Here is a 16610-nt window from a genome sequence, read left to right as displayed (position 1 = left end):
AGTCCGGAACTCGTAAATAGCTTGTGAATTGGCGGGGTGGGGCGGGGAAGTTACTGGGCGGATGCATCTTTCACGCGCTCGGCATGACTTTCGGTAGCGCTGAGTGGTGCATCGAATCGTTGTTGTGCGCCGTAATCGTTAATGGCTGAAAACGTCAGGCGCGGAGATCCAGGTGGCAACTCTTTCAAGTTGAATGAACGAACTTCGCCCGGAACGATCATTGTCGAATCAATCACCAACTCTGCTTTTTTTCCTGCAGCGACTTTCAGGTCGGCCAGCGACACATGGTAATTACTCTGGTTTTTTACTTTCAGTACCGACTTGCCAGCTTGCGTGACCAATTGCCATACAAGTTGCACCGGCGCTTGCGCGGCGTCACCGGTCAGTCCGTTCGGGCGAAAAAAAACCTTGATGCGCTGACGCACCGCCAGTTGCAGGGTGTTGACATCGGCAGCACTGGCCTGAGGGATTTCCTGCACGTTCAGCCACACCACCGACTCTTTGTCTGCAGGCATGCCCCGGCCCTCATAGAGAATCCTCAACAGTTGCTGTTGATTGGGTTCGAGTCGGGCCAGCGGTGGAGTCACCGCAAATGGCGGCGCGCTGCCAGCGGTGTCGCCGGCATCCAGCCACGATTGCGCCAGGATGGTTTGCCCGCCGTTGCGCACGGTGACGTTTGCCTCTTTGTGCGCGCCATCGAAGATGACCCGGGTGGAACTCAAGGAGATGCTGGCGAATGCCGAGTGCGTCATCAACACCCCGGCAAGCCCCAGACACAGCGGAAAATAGCGACTTAACATAGTTTTCACCGATTGATCTGGTCGGGAAGGACGAGGCACAGCGGCCCCGTCCAGGTATTGCGCGCTGCTTATTCGTATTCGAGAACGAACGGCAGAGTGGCGTTACCGGTACCTGCAGTAGCGGTGGCCTTGTCGCCGGTGGTGACGTAAGCGGCTGCGAACGACAGGGTGCCGTCGCCGCCAGTGGTGCCGTCGCCAGTCAGGCTGGTCTGAACTTTGGCTGTGGCTTCGGAACTCAGGTCGATCAACTGGCCGTTGCTGTCCAGCAGCGCGATACCTACGCCTTTGGCCGCATCAGTACCTTGCAGCTTGAGAACTTTCTTGCCATCAACCAGGCCCGAACCGCCGTTGACGGTTGGTTTGAACAGCATCGACACCTTGGTGCCGGCGTTGCAGTTCACTTTCAGGTTGAAATCGTTGGCAGCCACGCGACCAGCACCCGGGGCAGAATCGGTGCCCATGTCTTTGATCGATACGCTGCCCATGTCCACGGCAATCATCTTGTCGTTACCCGAAGCGCCATCTACCGAGCACGCATCGTTGTTGATGACGCCGGTGAAGCTGATTTGACCGCTGCCGCCCTTGACGGCTTTAGCGGCTTCTTCTTCAGCCAGTGCACCAGTGGAGGCAGCCAGTACGGAAAGAGTGAGTACTGCGAAAGCGAACTTTTTCATGTTTATATCCGAAGTTATTGTGAAGTGCTGCATTGAAATGCCAGGCCATGTTAGGTCGGTGATAGCGATGGGTCTTTGAGATTTGTCTTAAAGCGTGACAAGTGCGAACAAGGCGGCAATATCGGAAGTGAGTATTTATATCTTCAGTCAATTTTACGGCAGGCTAAATGAGACAATTCTCAAAGTCGCACGGGTTCTGTTCGGTTACTGTTTGCGGATGCAGAAATTCTTAGTCAGTGCAAAGTTTGTGAGCGGTCTTTCTGCTTGAAAGATAATTCAGATGTTTTGCTATTAATGGCTGATAGAAAGAGGTTCCCGGTTTGTGAGCACGCTTCGAATATTGGTATTGGAAGATCACGCCTTCCAGCGCACGGCTGCGGTCAGCGCGCTTAATAGTCTGGGTTACAAAAATATCTTTCAGGCGGCTGATGGCAAAGATGCGCTGGCTGTGATCTCCCAGGCAGGGGGTGTGGACGTTGCGTTGTGTGACCTGAGCATGGCCGGGATGGATGGTTTGACCTTTTTGCGCCTGGCGAGAGAGGCCGGATTGATTCGCGCAGTGATCATCTGCAGTTCGTTGCCTGAAGACTTGTTGCGCACGGTTGATCGAATTGTCACGTTGCAGGGCCTGGAATTGCTCGGCAGTGTTGCAAAGCCGTTGATGGTCGATGTGCTGGCGCCATTGCTGGCGCGCTATCGGCCGCACAGCCAGGTCGATGTCAAAGTGGCGGAAAGTCATCTCGATCAGCCTTCGGAGAACGAAGTGCTTGAAGCGATACGTCGGCAGGAATTTCGCGCGTACTTCCAGCCCAAGTTTCATCTGCGCAGTGGTGAAGTGGATGGCGCCGAGGTGCTGGTGCGCTGGCAAAGCCCCAGTCGCGGGTTACTTTCACCGGGCATGTTCTTGCCCACGATCGAGCGTTGCGGGCTGCTCGACGAAATGTTTTTCAGCCTGCTCACGCAAGGACTGAGTCTGCAGCGTTTCGTGCAGTCCCACGGCAAGCCGTTCAAGCTCGCCTTCAATCTCGACGTCACGCAGATGGCCAACCCGAATCTTGTCGACCGGATCAAGGCGCTGTTGCGCATTCACGGCGCCTCGCCAGCCGGGCTGATATTCGAGCTGACGGAAACCGGTCTGCTGCAGATGCCCGAGATCAGCATGGAAAACATGGTGCGTCTGCGCATGCTCGGCTTTAGCTTGGCGATTGATGATTTCGGTGTCGGCTATTCTTCGCTGGAGCGACTGTGTCAGATGCCGTTCAACGAAATCAAACTCGACGCCGGCTTCGTGCAGAATTTCCAGCAGGCTCGCTACAGTGCGGTTATCCACGGTGCACTGGCCTTGGCGCGCGAGCTGGACATGCGAGTGGTCGCAGAAGGCATTGAAACCGCAGATCAGGTCCATCACCTGGCTCGACTCGGTTGCCAGTGGGGGCAGGGTTTCTTCTATGCCCGACCCATGAATTGGGCGCACCTGGTCGATTGGCGTTTCGAGGGTCAAAAGTCGTCCTGGCGCCGCGCAATAGGCACGTCCGACCTTTGATGAGTGCGCGCGGTCTGACTTTTGGGACAAAGCCCTATTTCTTCACGTCCTCAAAACAATCATCATGTGCCGAGAAATCAATCAGATGCACCTGAATGCTTCGGTGATGCCCGGGATCTGCTGCGGTTGCCAAGTGCTGATGATCCTTCAACCCTCCTCATCATGGAGTTGCTCATGCATTGGTCAGTCGTGAATCCGTTACGCGTTGCCATCCTTGATGATCACTCGCTCATACGTCTGGCGATGAAATCGCGGCTGACGCGCGAAGCCGAATTCAGTGTCGTGGGCGTGTACGCGAGCAGTGCGCAGTTGCTCGCTGGATTGCGCGAGACCGAAATCGACCTGCTGATACTCGACTACAAGCTGCACGATGGCGAGCTGGACGGGCTTAATCTGATTCGCCTGCTGCGCAAGCAATATCCGGGCATGCGCATCCTCGTCTCATCCTCCGAAGAGCGCCCGGCGGTAGTGAACATGGCGATCGGAGCGGGTGTCAGCGGATTCTTCGGCAAGTCCCAGCCAGTCGATGACCTGATCACTGGCATCCGCTGCGCAGCGTCCGGCCAGTTGTACCTGTCGCCGGCAATGGCCTTCGAACTTGATGTGCTGCCTGTGTCGGTCGATGAGCCTGCTGGTGCCAATGATGACGGTGTGGCGCACAGCGACGATTTCCTGAGCAATCCTTTGCTCTCGCCGAAAGAGAAAGAAGTCTTGCGCTGCTGCCTCGAGGGTATGGGGGTGACGCAGATCGCTTTGAAGTTCTCGCGCAGTCGCAAAACCATCAGTGGGCAAAAACAGGCCGCTTTCAAAAAGCTTGGCATTCGTGGTGATGCAGAGCTGTTCAAGTTGCAGCACAGCCTGACAGCCGATAACCAGGGATAACACGCTTATGTTTCATCTGTTGCGCGGTGTTTTGCTCGTCAGTGTGCTTTTCGTAGTCGGTAGCGGGTCGTTGTGGGCAGCAGAGCCGCGCACTCTGCAGGTGTTCGGTCGATCAGACTGCAAGGAAGTGCAGGTCGATCTGGGCAATGAAGACTGGAGTTGGCTACGGCAGAAACGCAGCCTCGTATTGGGATCGGCGCTTCCGGATTTTCCGCCTTATGTCATGACCGCCAGCGGTACGCGTTATGAGGGGATTGCCGCCGACATTGCCTGCATTATCGGTCAGGCCCTGCATGTCGAAGTTACCGTCAAGGCATATCCCGACCGTCGCGACGCCATGGCGGCGCTTGAACGCGGCGACATCGATATGTTGGGCAGCTCCAACAGTTTCGAGTTGATCGACGGCCTCGTCACGCTCAGTAACCCTTATGTCGAAGACGTGCCGGCAATGTTCATGCGCGGCGATGATCGTCGACCGATGCCGGCCAATCTGGCCGGTTTGCGTATTGCGGTTGCCGACGATTACCTGCCATCCAGTCAGTTGCATGGGTTGTATCCCAACGCCGAGTTCGTACTTTTCCCATCGAACGAGTTGGCACTGGCTGCGCTGGCCTTTGGCAAAGTCGATCTGTTTCTGGGCGACACGGTGTCCAGCAACTATCTGATCAACCTCAACTACTTCAACTATGTGCGCCTGCACTCTTTCGTCAAAACGCAAACCAACGGTTTCAGCTTTGCCCTGCGCCGAGGGAATGATCAATTGTTGCGTCTGATCGACTCGGTCATTGAGTCGATTGGTGAGGGCAAGATAGCCGAAATCACCAAGCGCTGGTCCGGTGGCGGCGGGGCACTGACACCCAAACGTATCGATCTGACACCCGGCGAAGCACGCTGGCTTGAGCTGCACCCGGTCGCGCGGTTCGTGATCAATGACGACCAAGCGCCATTTGCGTTCTTTGATGGCGATGGCAACTTTGGCGGAATCGGCGCCGATCTGCTGGAACTGATTCAGCGGCGCACTGGTTTGCAGATCGATGTAGAGCGCACCGACAGTTTTTCCAGCTTGAGCACGCGCCTGCTTGATGGCAGCGCTGATATCTCGTTGCTGACGCCAACCGTCTCCCGTGAAGTCGGTATGCGTTTCACTCACCCATTCCTCGCCAGTCCCTTTGTGATCGTCACCGCCAAGGATGCAGGCGCGCCTTCAAGCCTGCAGGAGCTACGCGGCAAGCGCGTCGCCGTCCCCGAAAGCTCCGCGGAGCGTGAGTTGCTCAAGGATTATCCCGACATTGAAATTGTCGACAGCGAGACAGTGCTGGGTGCGCTGGCTGACGTGAAGGATGGGCGAGCGGATGCGATGATTACCACGTTGCACGGTGCGCGCTACTACATCGCTCACATCTACAGTGACAGTTTGCGCATCTCCAACATCGTCGGCATGAACAAGGGTTTCCTCGCCTTCGCCGCCCGGCGCGCCGATACCGAACTGGTCAGCATTCTGAACAAGGCTCTGCTGAGCATTCCACCCGATGAGCTGGACGTGATTCTCAACCGTTGGCGTCCCATTGCCGCGTTCTCGGGACTGTCGTGGCGCGATTACAAGGTGTTGATCTATCAAATCAGCGCTGGTGCCTTCTTGATTATCCTCGGATCGCTGGCGTGGAATTTCTATATTCGCCGGCAGATCCGCGAGCGCAGTAGGGCAGAGCGCTTGCTCGGCGATCAGCTGAAGTTCATGGGGGCGCTGATCAACGGCACGCCGCATCCCATTTACGTACGCGATCGGGAAGGTCGGCTTGTCACCTGCAATAACAATTATCTGCAGACGTTTGGCCTGTTGGAAAAAGACGTGATCGGCAAGACCGTGCTCGAAAGCGGCAAGCGCAATCGCCAGGAAGCGTTGCAATTTCACGATGACTATCTGCGCGTCATCGAGCGGGACGAACCTTACGAGGTGGATCGCACGCTGCATGTTGGTGAAACGCGGCTGATCATTTATCACTGGATCCAGCCTTATCACGACACGACGGGGGAAGTCAGAGGCGTGATCTGCGGCTGGATCGACATCAGCGAACGCCGCGAACTGATCGAGGAGTTGCGTTCGGCGAAAGAGCTGGCCGATGAGTCAAGCCGCGCCAAAACCACGTTCCTCGCGACCATGAGCCACGAGATCCGTACGCCGATGAGTGCCGTGATCGGCATGCTCGAACTCACCCTCAAGCGCGCCGAGCAGGGCCACTTCGATCGACCGGCGATTGAAGTCGCCTACGACTCGGCGAAAGGCCTGCTGGAGCTGATCGGCGATATCCTCGATGTGGTTCGCATCGAGTCTGGGCATGTCAGTCTTTCGCCCAAACGTGCCAACCTGCGCGAACTTGTGGAGTCCGTGGCGCGGGTGTTCGACGGCTTGGCCAGGCAGAAGAGTCTGGTATTGAAGCTCGATATCGACGCCACAGTCGGCTGTGACGTACTGGTTGATCCGATGCGCTTCCAGCAGGTGCTCTCGAATCTGGTCGGCAATGCCATCAAGTTTACCGATACCGGGCATGTCAGCGTCTCGATTCGCGGCCAACGCCTTGCTGACGAACGTTTGCAGGTCGACCTCAAAGTCGAGGATACCGGCATCGGCATTTCCAGCGCTGATCTGCAGAACCTGTTCCAGCCGTTTTCGCAAGCCAATCACGGCCCCTCGAACCGGGGCGGCACCGGTCTGGGATTGGCGATTTCACGTTCGTTGTGCGAGTTGATGGGCGGGCGACTGAACATCACCAGTACGCTGGGCAAAGGCACCTGCCTGGAAGTGTCGCTGTTCTTCAATATCCTCAGTCCGCTCGGCGGCAAGGTGCTGCCTGTTTCGGTTGTCCAGGACAAGCCAGTGCCGACGCTGCGGATTCTGGTAGTGGATGACCAGAGCGCCAACCGTCTGCTGCTGACGCAGCAGCTCAGCTTTCTTGGCCAGGCGGTGCGTGATGCTGCCGATGGAGCGCAGGCATTGGCATTGTGGCGTTCGGAGCCGTTCGACATTGTGATCACGGACTGCAACATGCCGGTCATGAACGGCTACGAACTGGCCCGCACTATTCGCCAGGACGAACGCGACAGTGGTGGAGCGCGGTGTATCGTGCTGGGCTTCACAGCCAACGCGCAGCCGGAAGAAAAAGTGAAATGCCGAGAGGCGGGGATGGACGACTGTCTGTTCAAACCGATCAGCCTCAGCACCTTGTCGACCCTGCTTGCCGGCTGGGAAAAGGACGTCGAAACCGAGCCAGTTGAAAGCCCGCCTGCGGCGGGTATCAAGGAGCTGGGGTCGATTCGCGAGCGTCTGACCGAGCTCACCGGAGGCGATCTCGACATGATGAAAGAACTGCTGCGCGAGGCGCTGTCGAGTTGTGAGAAGGATCTGGAGGAGCTGCATTCGCTGATACCCGAAAGCGATCCCGGGTTGTTGGCTGACCTGGCACATCGGATCAAGGGCGCGGCGCGCATTGTCGCCGAGCATCAGGTCATCGAGGCGTGTAACGACCTTGAGGCCGAGTGCGAAGCGCCGGTCATCGATCCACTGGATATCAATCGCAGCGCGTTGAAGCTGGAGCATGCACAGGCTGATCTGATCAAGAAAATCAAACGGGTCGAGCTGTAACCGTATTGGCGCAGGGCTCTGCTGACTGGCCTTGCATTGAAGGGGGACGTTAAAGATCATTTTGCAACGGGCGATACCTTGGTTAATAACCATGGAGTTTCGCGATGATCATTCGACGTCCTTTATTGATTGCCTGTCTCTGCCTGCTGAGTTTTGACACCGTCAGCGCGGCCCAGTCTGCGCCTGTCAGCGGAGTGATTCGCTTCAGCGGACAGATCGTCGAGACAAGTTGCATGGCGAGTGGCGCCAGCCGTGCTTCTGCTTCTGTCGAGCTGCTTGATTGTCCGCAGGCGAGCACTGGTCAGATGTTCTCGGTGACCAACGTCAGTGCGGCAGGGCGGGGTGAGCCGCGCCAGCAAGTGTTCGTGAAGATGATTGCCGATACCCACGAGCAGGAAAAATATTACGACCAGCGTTTGCTGCTCACGGACAACAAGGGCCATCAGATAACGACTGGCAATTACGTCGTGACGCTGACGCTGCCTTGATGGACTGAGAAGAATGAGTTTGCGCCCCTTGTTTCAAGGTTACTGACAACAAGGGGCGTTAATAATGAGAATTGTCTGGTTCGTATACGACCGTCCCGCGCTTCTGGCATTGCGCCGCTCGCCACCGTTGCAAAATCCCTCCCTCCAAAGACTTTGAACCAGGCCGGGCCTCGCTAGCGCGGGCTTGTCATCAAGGTGTGGTTTTCGCTCAGCGATCCCTGTGGTCATTTTGAGACAAGTCTCATATCGGCCAGGTTGGCCCCTTGGTTATTTTCTTGAAAGGAAGAATGGAGCTGCCAAAGGTGTCCGATGTTTCTTGAAAATAACCGAAGTCGATCCTTGCGGATCCTGATCGCCGATAACGACGTGCGTAGAGGTCTGTCGATTGAACAACAGTTCAACAAGCTGGGCTGTCTCAGCGTAGTGAACGTCTGTACTTATCGTGACCTGAGAGTACTGACGTATTACTGCCCCCAACGGCTCAGCCTGGTCGTCGTCAATGCTGAGTTGCTCAACGAGATGGCGATGGATCCGCTCGATTTTTTTGGGGAAAACCCGCTGATTCGTCACCTGCTGATTTTCAACCCCAGTGATGATCATCAGTGGTCGAAGACCGTCTTCAACCCGCATCCGCAACGCTGGATGCGTCTGGTCTCGAAAATCAATCTGCCGCGATTGGCGGACTTTCTGATGCTGGCCGACCCGACGCTCAAGGAACTGGCGGAGCCGGCCTCATCCGAATCCACGCTTCCTTCAGGTGCAAACCGCTAGCTGTTGCGCCTTCGCGCGGTAATCCACTTGTGCTTTGAGGTGCTATTGCTCAGCGCCTGCTTTGCTGCCCGCTCGTTTGCCCCATTGTCTTGAATACACTCTAAGGTAAGGCATCATGCTGCTTCGTAAACTCAATCTCGCGCCGCGTTCGGCGCTGTGTTTTGGCTTGTTCTGTCTCATGATTATCGCGATCGGATTGATCGCCTTGCAGCAAGTCGACTTGCTCAATAAGGCGGAGACCTATGTCGAGACGACCATCGTGCCGAGTATCAAGCTGCTCGGACAACTGGATCGTGAACTCATCGAAATCAAGGGCAATAACGCCCGCCTGCGCAACCCTATTGAAACCCCTGAGCGCAAGGCTCAGGCCCTGATGGACATTCAGCAATCGCGTCAGCTCATCAAAAATCATCAGCGCGCACTCATTGATCTGCTGGCAACTGACGCCGGACGTGAGGCCTTCGAGGCGTTCGCCAAAGCACAACAGGTCAATGATCAGGCGCAGGACCAATACCTTGAAACCGTGGCGAACGGGCAGCTTGAAGCGGCCATTGCGCTGTCAAAGAATCAGATGCGTGCCGCCTCGGACGGCGTGCAGGTCGCGCTCAAGAAGCTGATTGCTCTCAATGAGATCGAAGCTTATGAAGCGGGCAAGCAGGCCGACAATGTCTACGAACACACGCTGTGGATCGTCAGTGTGTTCATTATCATTGCCATCGGTGCTTCCTTGGCCCTGGCGGTGTTGTACACGCGCAGCCTGACGGTGCCGATTGCAGGCTCGCTGAGGGTGGCGGAATGCATCGCCGCCAACGATCTGAGCGAAACCATCGCGCTGGATGGCTCCGATGAGGCAGCGCAGATGCTGTCGTCGTTGGCCGCGATGCAAGCCAGTTTGCGTGATGCGCTGATCATGATCCGTGACTCGTCCACGCAGTTGGCCGAAACCTCGGAAGTCATGCACGGCGTCACCGAAGATATTTCGCGTATCACTCAACGTCAGAGTCATGAAATCGAAATGGCCGCCACCGCCGTGACGCAAATGAGTGCGGCGGTGGAGCAGGTCGCGGACAACGCCGCATCGACCTCGCAACTGACGTCGGAATCAAGCGCCGCAGCCATTGCCGGTAAAGCCCAGGTCAGCGAAACGGTCGCGGCAATCAATCTGATGGTTTCCAGCGTGCATGGCACCTCGGCAGAAGTGCAGGCGCTTTCTACGATGGCGAGCGATATCAGCAGCGTGCTGGACGTGATCCGAGAAGTCGCCGAACAAACCAATCTGCTCGCGTTGAACGCGGCCATAGAGGCGGCGCGGGCGGGGGAGGCGGGCCGCGGCTTTGCCGTGGTTGCAGATGAGGTGAGAGGGCTGGCGCAGCGTACGCAGAAATCGACCGAGGACATCGAGTCCATGGTCAGCTCCATTCAGTCGGGCACCAGCAGGGCGGTTTCTTCCATGAGTCACACCCGCTCTCAAGCTGAAAGAACACTCGAGATGGCCAATATCGCCGGCGAAGTGCTGACTGACATCACTGGGTCTCTGAATCTTATCAATGAACGAAACCTGCTGATGGCGACCGCTGCCGAAGAGCAGGCTCAGGTTGCGCGCGAAGTGGATCGCAGCCTGATCAGCATTCGCGACCTGTCTTGCGAAACTGCAGAAGGATCGAAACAGACGGCGGTTGCATCGGCGGAGCTCTCGCAGTTAGCGGCGTCGCTGAACAAATTGACCAAGGAATTCAAGCTCTGACTGTGAGCGTAAAGCCCTGGTTGCCAGGGCTTTTTTTATCAGTGCTTGATCGGTGAAGTGAAGTCTTGCACATCGGGTGCAGATTTCTGAGCTGGCGATGCGGTTTGTGCCGTCAGTTGTTCAATGCAGGTGGCGAGTTGTTTTTCATAGCTTTCAAGCACTGCTTCGGCTTCAGCTTCGCGCTCATCACGCAAGCGAAAGAAGTCGTCGCGACTGAGCTGATCCGCTACGAGGCGGATATTTTGCTCGATGATCGCGCACAGAGAATCTTCATCCTCTAGCGCGGTGCTTGTTTGCGTCGCGCGTTGAGTGTTTTCCAGTTCGGTTTTTGCCGTCTCGGCGGCCTTCACTTGTTCCTTCGCGTTAAGCAGATCGGTTTCCAGGGCTTGCTTCTGTTCTGTCAGGCGCTTGAGTTCTGCGCTCATTGACTTGATAGCATCGGCGCGGTGGGTGAGTTGGACCTCCTGTTGTTGCACCACATCCTTCAGTGGAAACAGTTCATTGAGCTGGTAACCGGCGACCACAGTCATGGCGATCAGCGCCAGTGCCAGAATCGTCAGGCAGTAGATGGCGGCGTTGCTCTGGGGTTTTGGACTATTGAGGGTATCGAGGGCTCTCACAGAATCGTTTCTCCTATCAAGAGCGGCCAGTGTAATGGCCGAGTTCCGTTGCGCCTTTAAGACGAGTCTTAAATTGGGTGTTGGTTATTTGCGCTGGTAAAGGAGGTGTTCAACAACGCGTCCTTTTTATAGGTTTCAAGATTTAGTTAGTTGACTATAAATCCATGAGAATTGTCTGATTGTTGAATAAATAAACTTTTTGCCCAAGTGCTATTTATTCATTATCTTCTCGCTCCGGTTGTGGTGATTGTGCTGCCGGTTGAATATTCGTACCATCGTCAATCATTCAGTTGTTTGCATGCAACGCAGAGTCAGAGAGAGTGTTATGAAGTTATGCCATATACTAATTGTCGGGCTCTTGTATATGCTGTCGTCAAATGCAATGGCGGCGGTATGCGAGTTCTATCCCGACCACTCCAAGGGCAATGTCCAAGTTGTCCTTCCGGCCACGATCTCGGTGCCGCAGGACACACCTAACGGCACGGTTATCTATGAAAGCCCAATCGTGACCCTGGGAGCCATTCCCAGTTCGTTCAGGTGCTCTGCGGTACACAATGAAGGTGTGCGCAATTCTGTGGGTGTCACCCAATCAGGCGCGCAGATTTTTCCTGTTGGAAATACCGGGATCGGCTGGCAATGGATTCGACCGCCCTCGGGTAAAGCATGGAAAGGCTTTCCGGGAGACAGCGACGGTGCTGGCGGTTGGGGCTGGAATGGCAGTGAGCACATCTTGCGGCTCGTAAAGACGGGCACTATTTCAGGGAGTGCGACGATACCCTCAGGCCAATTGGGAGTCTTTGTCGCCGCTGAAATCGAGCCTCTGGCAATGAATACAAATGGCACGCGGGTCGTCTCACAGTCTTGCGAAACACCCGATGTAAAAGTTGATATGGGTAGCTATAACTTGAGCGATTTCCCGAAGAACGGTGCCTATGCCAAGGAGCAATACTTTTTTCTCAGTATGAAAAACTGTCCTGCCGGAATAAACAACTTCCGCTACTCCTTTTCGCCCACTGCGGGCAGCCCTCTGTGGGACGCTAATACTGGCATGGTAAATCTGAACAGTAGTTCCACTGCCAAAGGTTTGGCATTGCAGATGCGCTTCAGAGACGGGAAGCCACTCAAGCTGAATCAGAACTACATAATGAAAGCGCCTACATCGGAAGGCGGGAACGCATCTGTAGACTTGCAAGCGCGCTTCGTGCGCATCGAGCCTTCCAATGCGCAAATGCGAGCGGGCAATGCCAATGCCGAAATTGCCTTTGTCGTTGAGTATCTATGAGGAGGCCAACAGCTTCTTCACCTCAGCCACAATCATCGCAATGTCGAAAGGCATGGCCAGCCCCACGTCGAACTTTCAAAGAAAGGCATGAGAAGCGGGTTGTCGACATACGGAACAGGTCGACTAAGCCCGAACACTTATGCATGTCAATGCATAAGCAGAAAACGGTGCCCATCAAGGGCACCGTTGTTAATCGACCATTCGACCCGTTTTAAATCAAGTCTTCTGGCTGCATCGTCAAAATGATTTTCCCGACGTTCCCGGAAGACTCCATCCGGCGATGCGCATCGGCAGCCCGCGCTAGAGCAAACGTGCTATCGACGACCGGCTCAAGGCTTCCGGCACCCTCGAAGCGATCAAGCCAGTGATCGCGGAATCGCTTGATCATGGCGTGCTTCTCCGGTTGCGTGCGTGACTTCATCACCGTGCCGATGATTTGCAAGTGGCGGTAAAGAATGTCCTCCAGCGCCACCGTGACGTTGCCGCCACCGCCAAGGATGCCGACCTGAATCAGGCGACCGCCCTTGGCAAGGGACGCGATGTTGCGGGCGAAGTAGGGCTCACCGATAAAATCGATGATCACATCGACGCCACGACCCTGGGTTTTGTCGGCGATCACCTCAGCGAAATCCTGGGTCTTGTAGTCGATCGCCACGTCTGCGCCCAAATGCTCGACACGCGCCAACTTGCTGCCTTCGGTGGTCGCATACACCGTGGCGCCGGTGGCGTAAGCCAACTGCACCGCAGCAGATCCGACGCCGCCGGCGGCCGCATGAATCAGCACCGAATCGCCGGCCTTGAGCCGGGCCAGGTGCATCATCGCTTCATGGGCCGTGACGAAGACCTCGGGAATGGCCGCCGCGTGTACATAATCAAGCTGCGCAGGGATGTGCATGGCCATGCGGTAATCGATGCGTGCCCGCTCGGCGTAGGCGCCGCCGCCGACCACACCCATGACGCGATCTCCGACCTCGAACCCTGTCACCGCGTTACCTTTGCCGATCACTTCGCCGGCGATTTCCAAGCCGATGATCAGCGAGTCGCCGAAATCCGGATGGCCGTAGCCACCGGTCCGGTGCGTCAGATCCGCTCGGTTCACTCCGGCGGCATAGACACGTACCAGCAGGTCGTCAGGACGGACTTCAGGATCGGCGACCTCGACGAGTTCGAGGACGTCTGGCGCACCAAATTCTCTGATGTTGATGGCTTTCATTCAGTTGTTCTCCGTTTCGCTGAACGTGGCGTTGGCGATAGCAGACGCAGTGATGGCGCCAGGGAAGCCCACATAGAAAGCCAGGTGCGTGATCGCTGCCGCCAGTTCGTCTTGGGTTACACCGTTGCCAGCCGCGCGGCGTAAGTGGGCAGGCAACTCTTCCGAGTGACCAGCGGCTATCAATGCCGCCACGGTGATCAGGCTACGGTCGCGCGGGGACAGCGCCGGGTCACTCCAGATTTGCGGATAAAGCGTCGAGTCGACGAATTGCGACAGCTTTGGCGTGAACGCGCGCGCGGCTTCGCGAGGACTGCTGAAATTGAGCTTGGACATGGGCGAGTTCCTTAAACCTGGCTGATGAATTTGTGGGTCAGATAGTGCTCGATGCCTTCAATGCCGCCTTCGGAGCCGTGACCGCTTTCTTTCATGCCGCCGAACGGGAGCTCGGTCGCGACGATGCGGTATTGGTTGATGCCGATCATCCCGGCCTCTAATCCGTCGGCGACGTCAATGGCCGTGCGCGCGCTGGAGGTGAACGCGTAGGCCGAGAGTCCGTAGGGCAGGCGGTTGGCTTCTTGCAGTCCATCGGCCAGTTCATCGAACGGCATCAGCACGGCGATGGGGCCGAAGGGTTCTTCGTGCATGACGCGGGCGTTCATCGGCACATCTGCCAGAACGGTGGGCTGGAAGAAGTAGCCCTCGCCTGACAAGGCTTCGCCACCGACCAATACCCGTGCACCTTTTTCGACGGCATCGGCGACCAGTTCCTCCATTTTTGCCAATTGCCTTGGGTTGGCCAGAGGGCCGACCTGAGTATCCGGATGCAGGCCGTCACCGATTCTCAGGGCTTGGACCGCCGCGACAAAGTGATCGACAAAGGCTTGATAGGCGCCACGCTGGATCAGAAACCGAGTGGATGAAATGCACACCTGCCCGGTGCCGCGAAAGCGGTTGGCGACGCCCTCAACGGCGGCTTTTTCAATGTCGGCATCTTCGAACACCAGCACCGGTCCGTGCCCACCGAGTTCAAGGGTGATGGGCTTCACGCCTTCGGCAGCGTGTGCAGACAGCAGACGACCGATGGGCACCGAGCCGGTGAAGGTCACCTTGCGAATGATCGGCGAGGCGATCAGATGGCTGGAGACTTGATCCGGTACGCCGAAGACCACTTGCAGCACACCCTTGGGCAATCCTGCATCGTCGAGTGCACGCGCCAGGGCCAGTGCTGTGGAGGGACTTTCCTCACCCGGTTTGAGGATGACGCTGCAACCGGCGGCCAGTGCTGCCGAGAGCTTGCGTGCCGGGGTGATGGCCGGGAAATTCCACGGTGTGAATGCGGCCACTGGGCCGATGGCCTGGCGTTTGACCAGTTGCAGCACGCCTGGACGGTTGGCCGGGACCACCCGGCCATCGATACGCCGGGCGCTTTCGGCGAACCATTCGAAATACTCCGCCGCACGGGTCACTTCATCCAGGCTTTCATTCAGCGGCTTGCCTTCCTCCAGGGTCATCTGCGCGGCGATCTGCGGTGCACGCTCGAGGATCAGGTCGGCGGCACGCTTGAGGATTTTTGCGCGTTGGTCAGGCACGGTCTGGCGCCATTGCTCGAAGCTCAGGCGAGTCACTTCCAAGGCATGATCAAGGTCGCCTGCGGTGGCGAGTGGGACGCGGCCGATTTCCCGGCCGGTTGCCGGGTTGAAGACGGCGGCAGTATCGCGCCCTTCGGCACTGATCCATTCACCACCGATGAAAAGATAAAGCGGGTCGTAGGAGGTTTTCATGATGTGCCCTTCAGTTGGTTGTCAGAGATTCGTAAGAAACCCGGCGCCTGTTCAGGCGGCCTGTGCAACCAAGTCTATGGAAGGAGGGCCCATTGATTTAGACGGGCCAAAGGGAATCATTGTTGTCGCCAGAGGTAATATCGAGTGTCGAGCCGAACGTGTAGCATCCGGAAAAAATGCGCGTTATCACGGGTGAGCGTCAGATCTACAGGAAGGTCGCGATGGATAAGCTTTCGAACATGTCGGTGTACATAAAGGTTGTCGAGATGGGCAGTTTCACGGCCGTGGCCAATCATCTGGACTCCACCGTCGGTAACGTATCGCGTGCTGTATCGGCGCTGGAAAACGTGCTCGACGCACGTCTGTTGCAACGCTCGACCCGACGCCTGTCGGTCACCGATGCCGGGCGACGGTTTTATGAGCGCTGCACGAAAATCCTCGCTGATCTGGAGAGTGCCGAAGCCGAAGCCAGCAATGCCGCGCTGGAGCCTCGGGGAACACTGCGGGTGCATTGCGTTCCTGGGCTGGCCCGGCATCTGGTCACGGGGGCGGTGCTGGAGTACCGCCAGCAATTCCCGGAGGTGACGGTGGATTTATTGCTCTCGCAACGCATGCCTAACCTGTTGGAAGACCAACTTGACGTCTCGATTCTGATCGCCCGCGCGCTCCCCGATTCGGCGTATGTCAGCCAGAAGATCGGCGTCAGCCATTGTGTGTTGGCGGCGTCGCCGGATTACCTGGCTAGGCATGCGGCCCCGGAAACACCTGAAGACCTGCGGGATCACCAGTGTCTGTTGTTGGGTACCGTGGACTATGTCCGGGATGAGTGGCAACTCAAAAGCAAGGCGGGGGACGCGACATTTGTCCCGACAGGGCCAAGTTTCAGCGTTAACGATATGGATGCGATGGCACATGCCATTCGAGAGGGCGCGGGGATTGGCTTGCTGGCCGGGTTTACGGCCATCGACGATTTGCGTTCCGGCAAGCTAGTGCGGGTTTTGCCTGACTACCATACCTATGAGCGTAACGTGTACGCCGTCTATACCTCTCGGCAGTTTGTCGATGCAAAAATCACCCGGTTTATTGAAACGCTGAAAGATCGGGTTGGCAGTCAGCTGGCAGCCACGGCCAAAGAACTGATCGATTGAAATACTGCGGAGCAAAAAGGTATT

General features: G+C 56.8%; 14 protein-coding genes. 8 read left to right on the top strand and 6 right to left on the bottom strand.

What is annotated here, in order from left to right; all coding sequences use genetic code 11:
- Window positions 1-50 precede the first annotated feature (50 nt).
- Together ACOYXH_RS11550 and ACOYXH_RS11545 are read right to left on the bottom strand one after the other, a co-directional pair.
- The gene (locus ACOYXH_RS11550; protein ID WP_095048991.1) at window positions 51-800 is read right to left on the bottom strand and encodes a fimbrial biogenesis chaperone; all 750 of its coding nucleotides are present in this window, start codon (window positions 798-800) and stop codon (window positions 51-53) included.
- A 68-nt stretch (window positions 801-868) separates the two neighbouring features.
- Entirely contained in the window at window positions 869-1474 is a 606-nt protein-coding gene (locus tag ACOYXH_RS11545; protein ID WP_093431558.1) for a fimbrial protein, read from the bottom strand.
- A gap of 322 nt (window positions 1475-1796) precedes the next feature.
- Here ACOYXH_RS11545 and ACOYXH_RS11540 point away from each other — a divergent pair, with 322 nt between their 5' ends.
- The 6 genes from ACOYXH_RS11540 (at window position 1797) to ACOYXH_RS11515 (ending at window position 10542) form a co-directional block, all read left to right on the top strand.
- A complete protein-coding gene (locus ACOYXH_RS11540; protein WP_095048990.1) occupies window positions 1797-3017 on the top strand; it encodes an EAL domain-containing response regulator in 1221 nt (406 codons plus the stop codon).
- 174 nt (window positions 3018-3191) lie between these two features.
- The gene (locus ACOYXH_RS11535; protein ID WP_169841933.1) at window positions 3192-3899 is read left to right on the top strand and encodes a response regulator transcription factor; all 708 of its coding nucleotides are present in this window, start codon (window positions 3192-3194) and stop codon (window positions 3897-3899) included.
- 7 nt (window positions 3900-3906) lie between these two features.
- Window positions 3907-7539 (top strand): transporter substrate-binding domain-containing protein, encoded by a 3633-nt coding sequence (locus ACOYXH_RS11530; protein ID WP_460410713.1) that lies wholly within the window; start codon window positions 3907-3909, stop codon window positions 7537-7539.
- A 104-nt stretch (window positions 7540-7643) separates the two neighbouring features.
- Window positions 7644-8027, top strand: a complete 384-nt coding sequence (locus ACOYXH_RS11525) for a hypothetical protein (protein ID WP_093431571.1) — start codon at window positions 7644-7646, stop codon at window positions 8025-8027.
- A gap of 309 nt (window positions 8028-8336) precedes the next feature.
- Window positions 8337-8798 (top strand): hypothetical protein, encoded by a 462-nt coding sequence (locus tag ACOYXH_RS11520; RefSeq protein ID WP_460410712.1) that lies wholly within the window; start codon window positions 8337-8339, stop codon window positions 8796-8798.
- Window positions 8799-8913: 115 nt separating this feature from the next.
- Complete coding sequence (locus ACOYXH_RS11515; RefSeq protein WP_095048988.1) at window positions 8914-10542, top strand: methyl-accepting chemotaxis protein; 1629 nt, start codon at window positions 8914-8916, stop codon at window positions 10540-10542.
- Between the two features lie 38 nt (window positions 10543-10580).
- On the opposite strand, the gene ACOYXH_RS11510 is transcribed toward ACOYXH_RS11515, so the two are convergent.
- Window positions 10581-11072, bottom strand: a complete 492-nt coding sequence (locus ACOYXH_RS11510; RefSeq protein ID WP_150648034.1) for a hypothetical protein — start codon at window positions 11070-11072, stop codon at window positions 10581-10583.
- Window positions 11073-11460: 388 nt separating this feature from the next.
- On the opposite strand from ACOYXH_RS11510, the gene ACOYXH_RS11505 reads away from it, so the two are divergent.
- Window positions 11461-12444, top strand: coding sequence for a fimbrial protein (locus ACOYXH_RS11505; protein WP_460410871.1), 984 nt, complete (start codon window positions 11461-11463; stop codon window positions 12442-12444).
- 211 nt (window positions 12445-12655) lie between these two features.
- Here the strand turns inward: ACOYXH_RS11505 and ACOYXH_RS11500 are convergent, their stop codons facing one another.
- From ACOYXH_RS11500 to ACOYXH_RS11490, 3 genes are read right to left on the bottom strand one after another with little or no spacing between them, the layout of a single operon-like run.
- Window positions 12656-13657: an NAD(P)H-quinone oxidoreductase gene (locus tag ACOYXH_RS11500; protein WP_460064591.1), complete on the bottom strand. Its 1002-nt coding sequence runs from the start codon at window positions 13655-13657 to the stop codon at window positions 12656-12658.
- Complete coding sequence (locus ACOYXH_RS11495; RefSeq protein WP_034154073.1) at window positions 13658-13990, bottom strand: carboxymuconolactone decarboxylase family protein; 333 nt, start codon at window positions 13988-13990, stop codon at window positions 13658-13660.
- A gap of 11 nt (window positions 13991-14001) precedes the next feature.
- Window positions 14002-15438 (bottom strand): NAD-dependent succinate-semialdehyde dehydrogenase, encoded by a 1437-nt coding sequence (locus ACOYXH_RS11490; protein WP_460410711.1) that lies wholly within the window; start codon window positions 15436-15438, stop codon window positions 14002-14004.
- 221 nt (window positions 15439-15659) lie between these two features.
- On the opposite strand from ACOYXH_RS11490, the gene ACOYXH_RS11485 reads away from it, so the two are divergent.
- Entirely contained in the window at window positions 15660-16586 is a 927-nt protein-coding gene (locus ACOYXH_RS11485) for a LysR family transcriptional regulator (RefSeq protein ID WP_150729215.1), read from the top strand.
- Window positions 16587-16610: the final 24 nt, after the last annotated feature.

The sequence above is a fragment of the Pseudomonas sp. Mb7 genome, assembly GCF_054790525.1.
The sequence above is the reverse complement of the archived record's forward strand: the minus strand, read 5'-3'. Positions and strand labels throughout refer to the sequence as shown.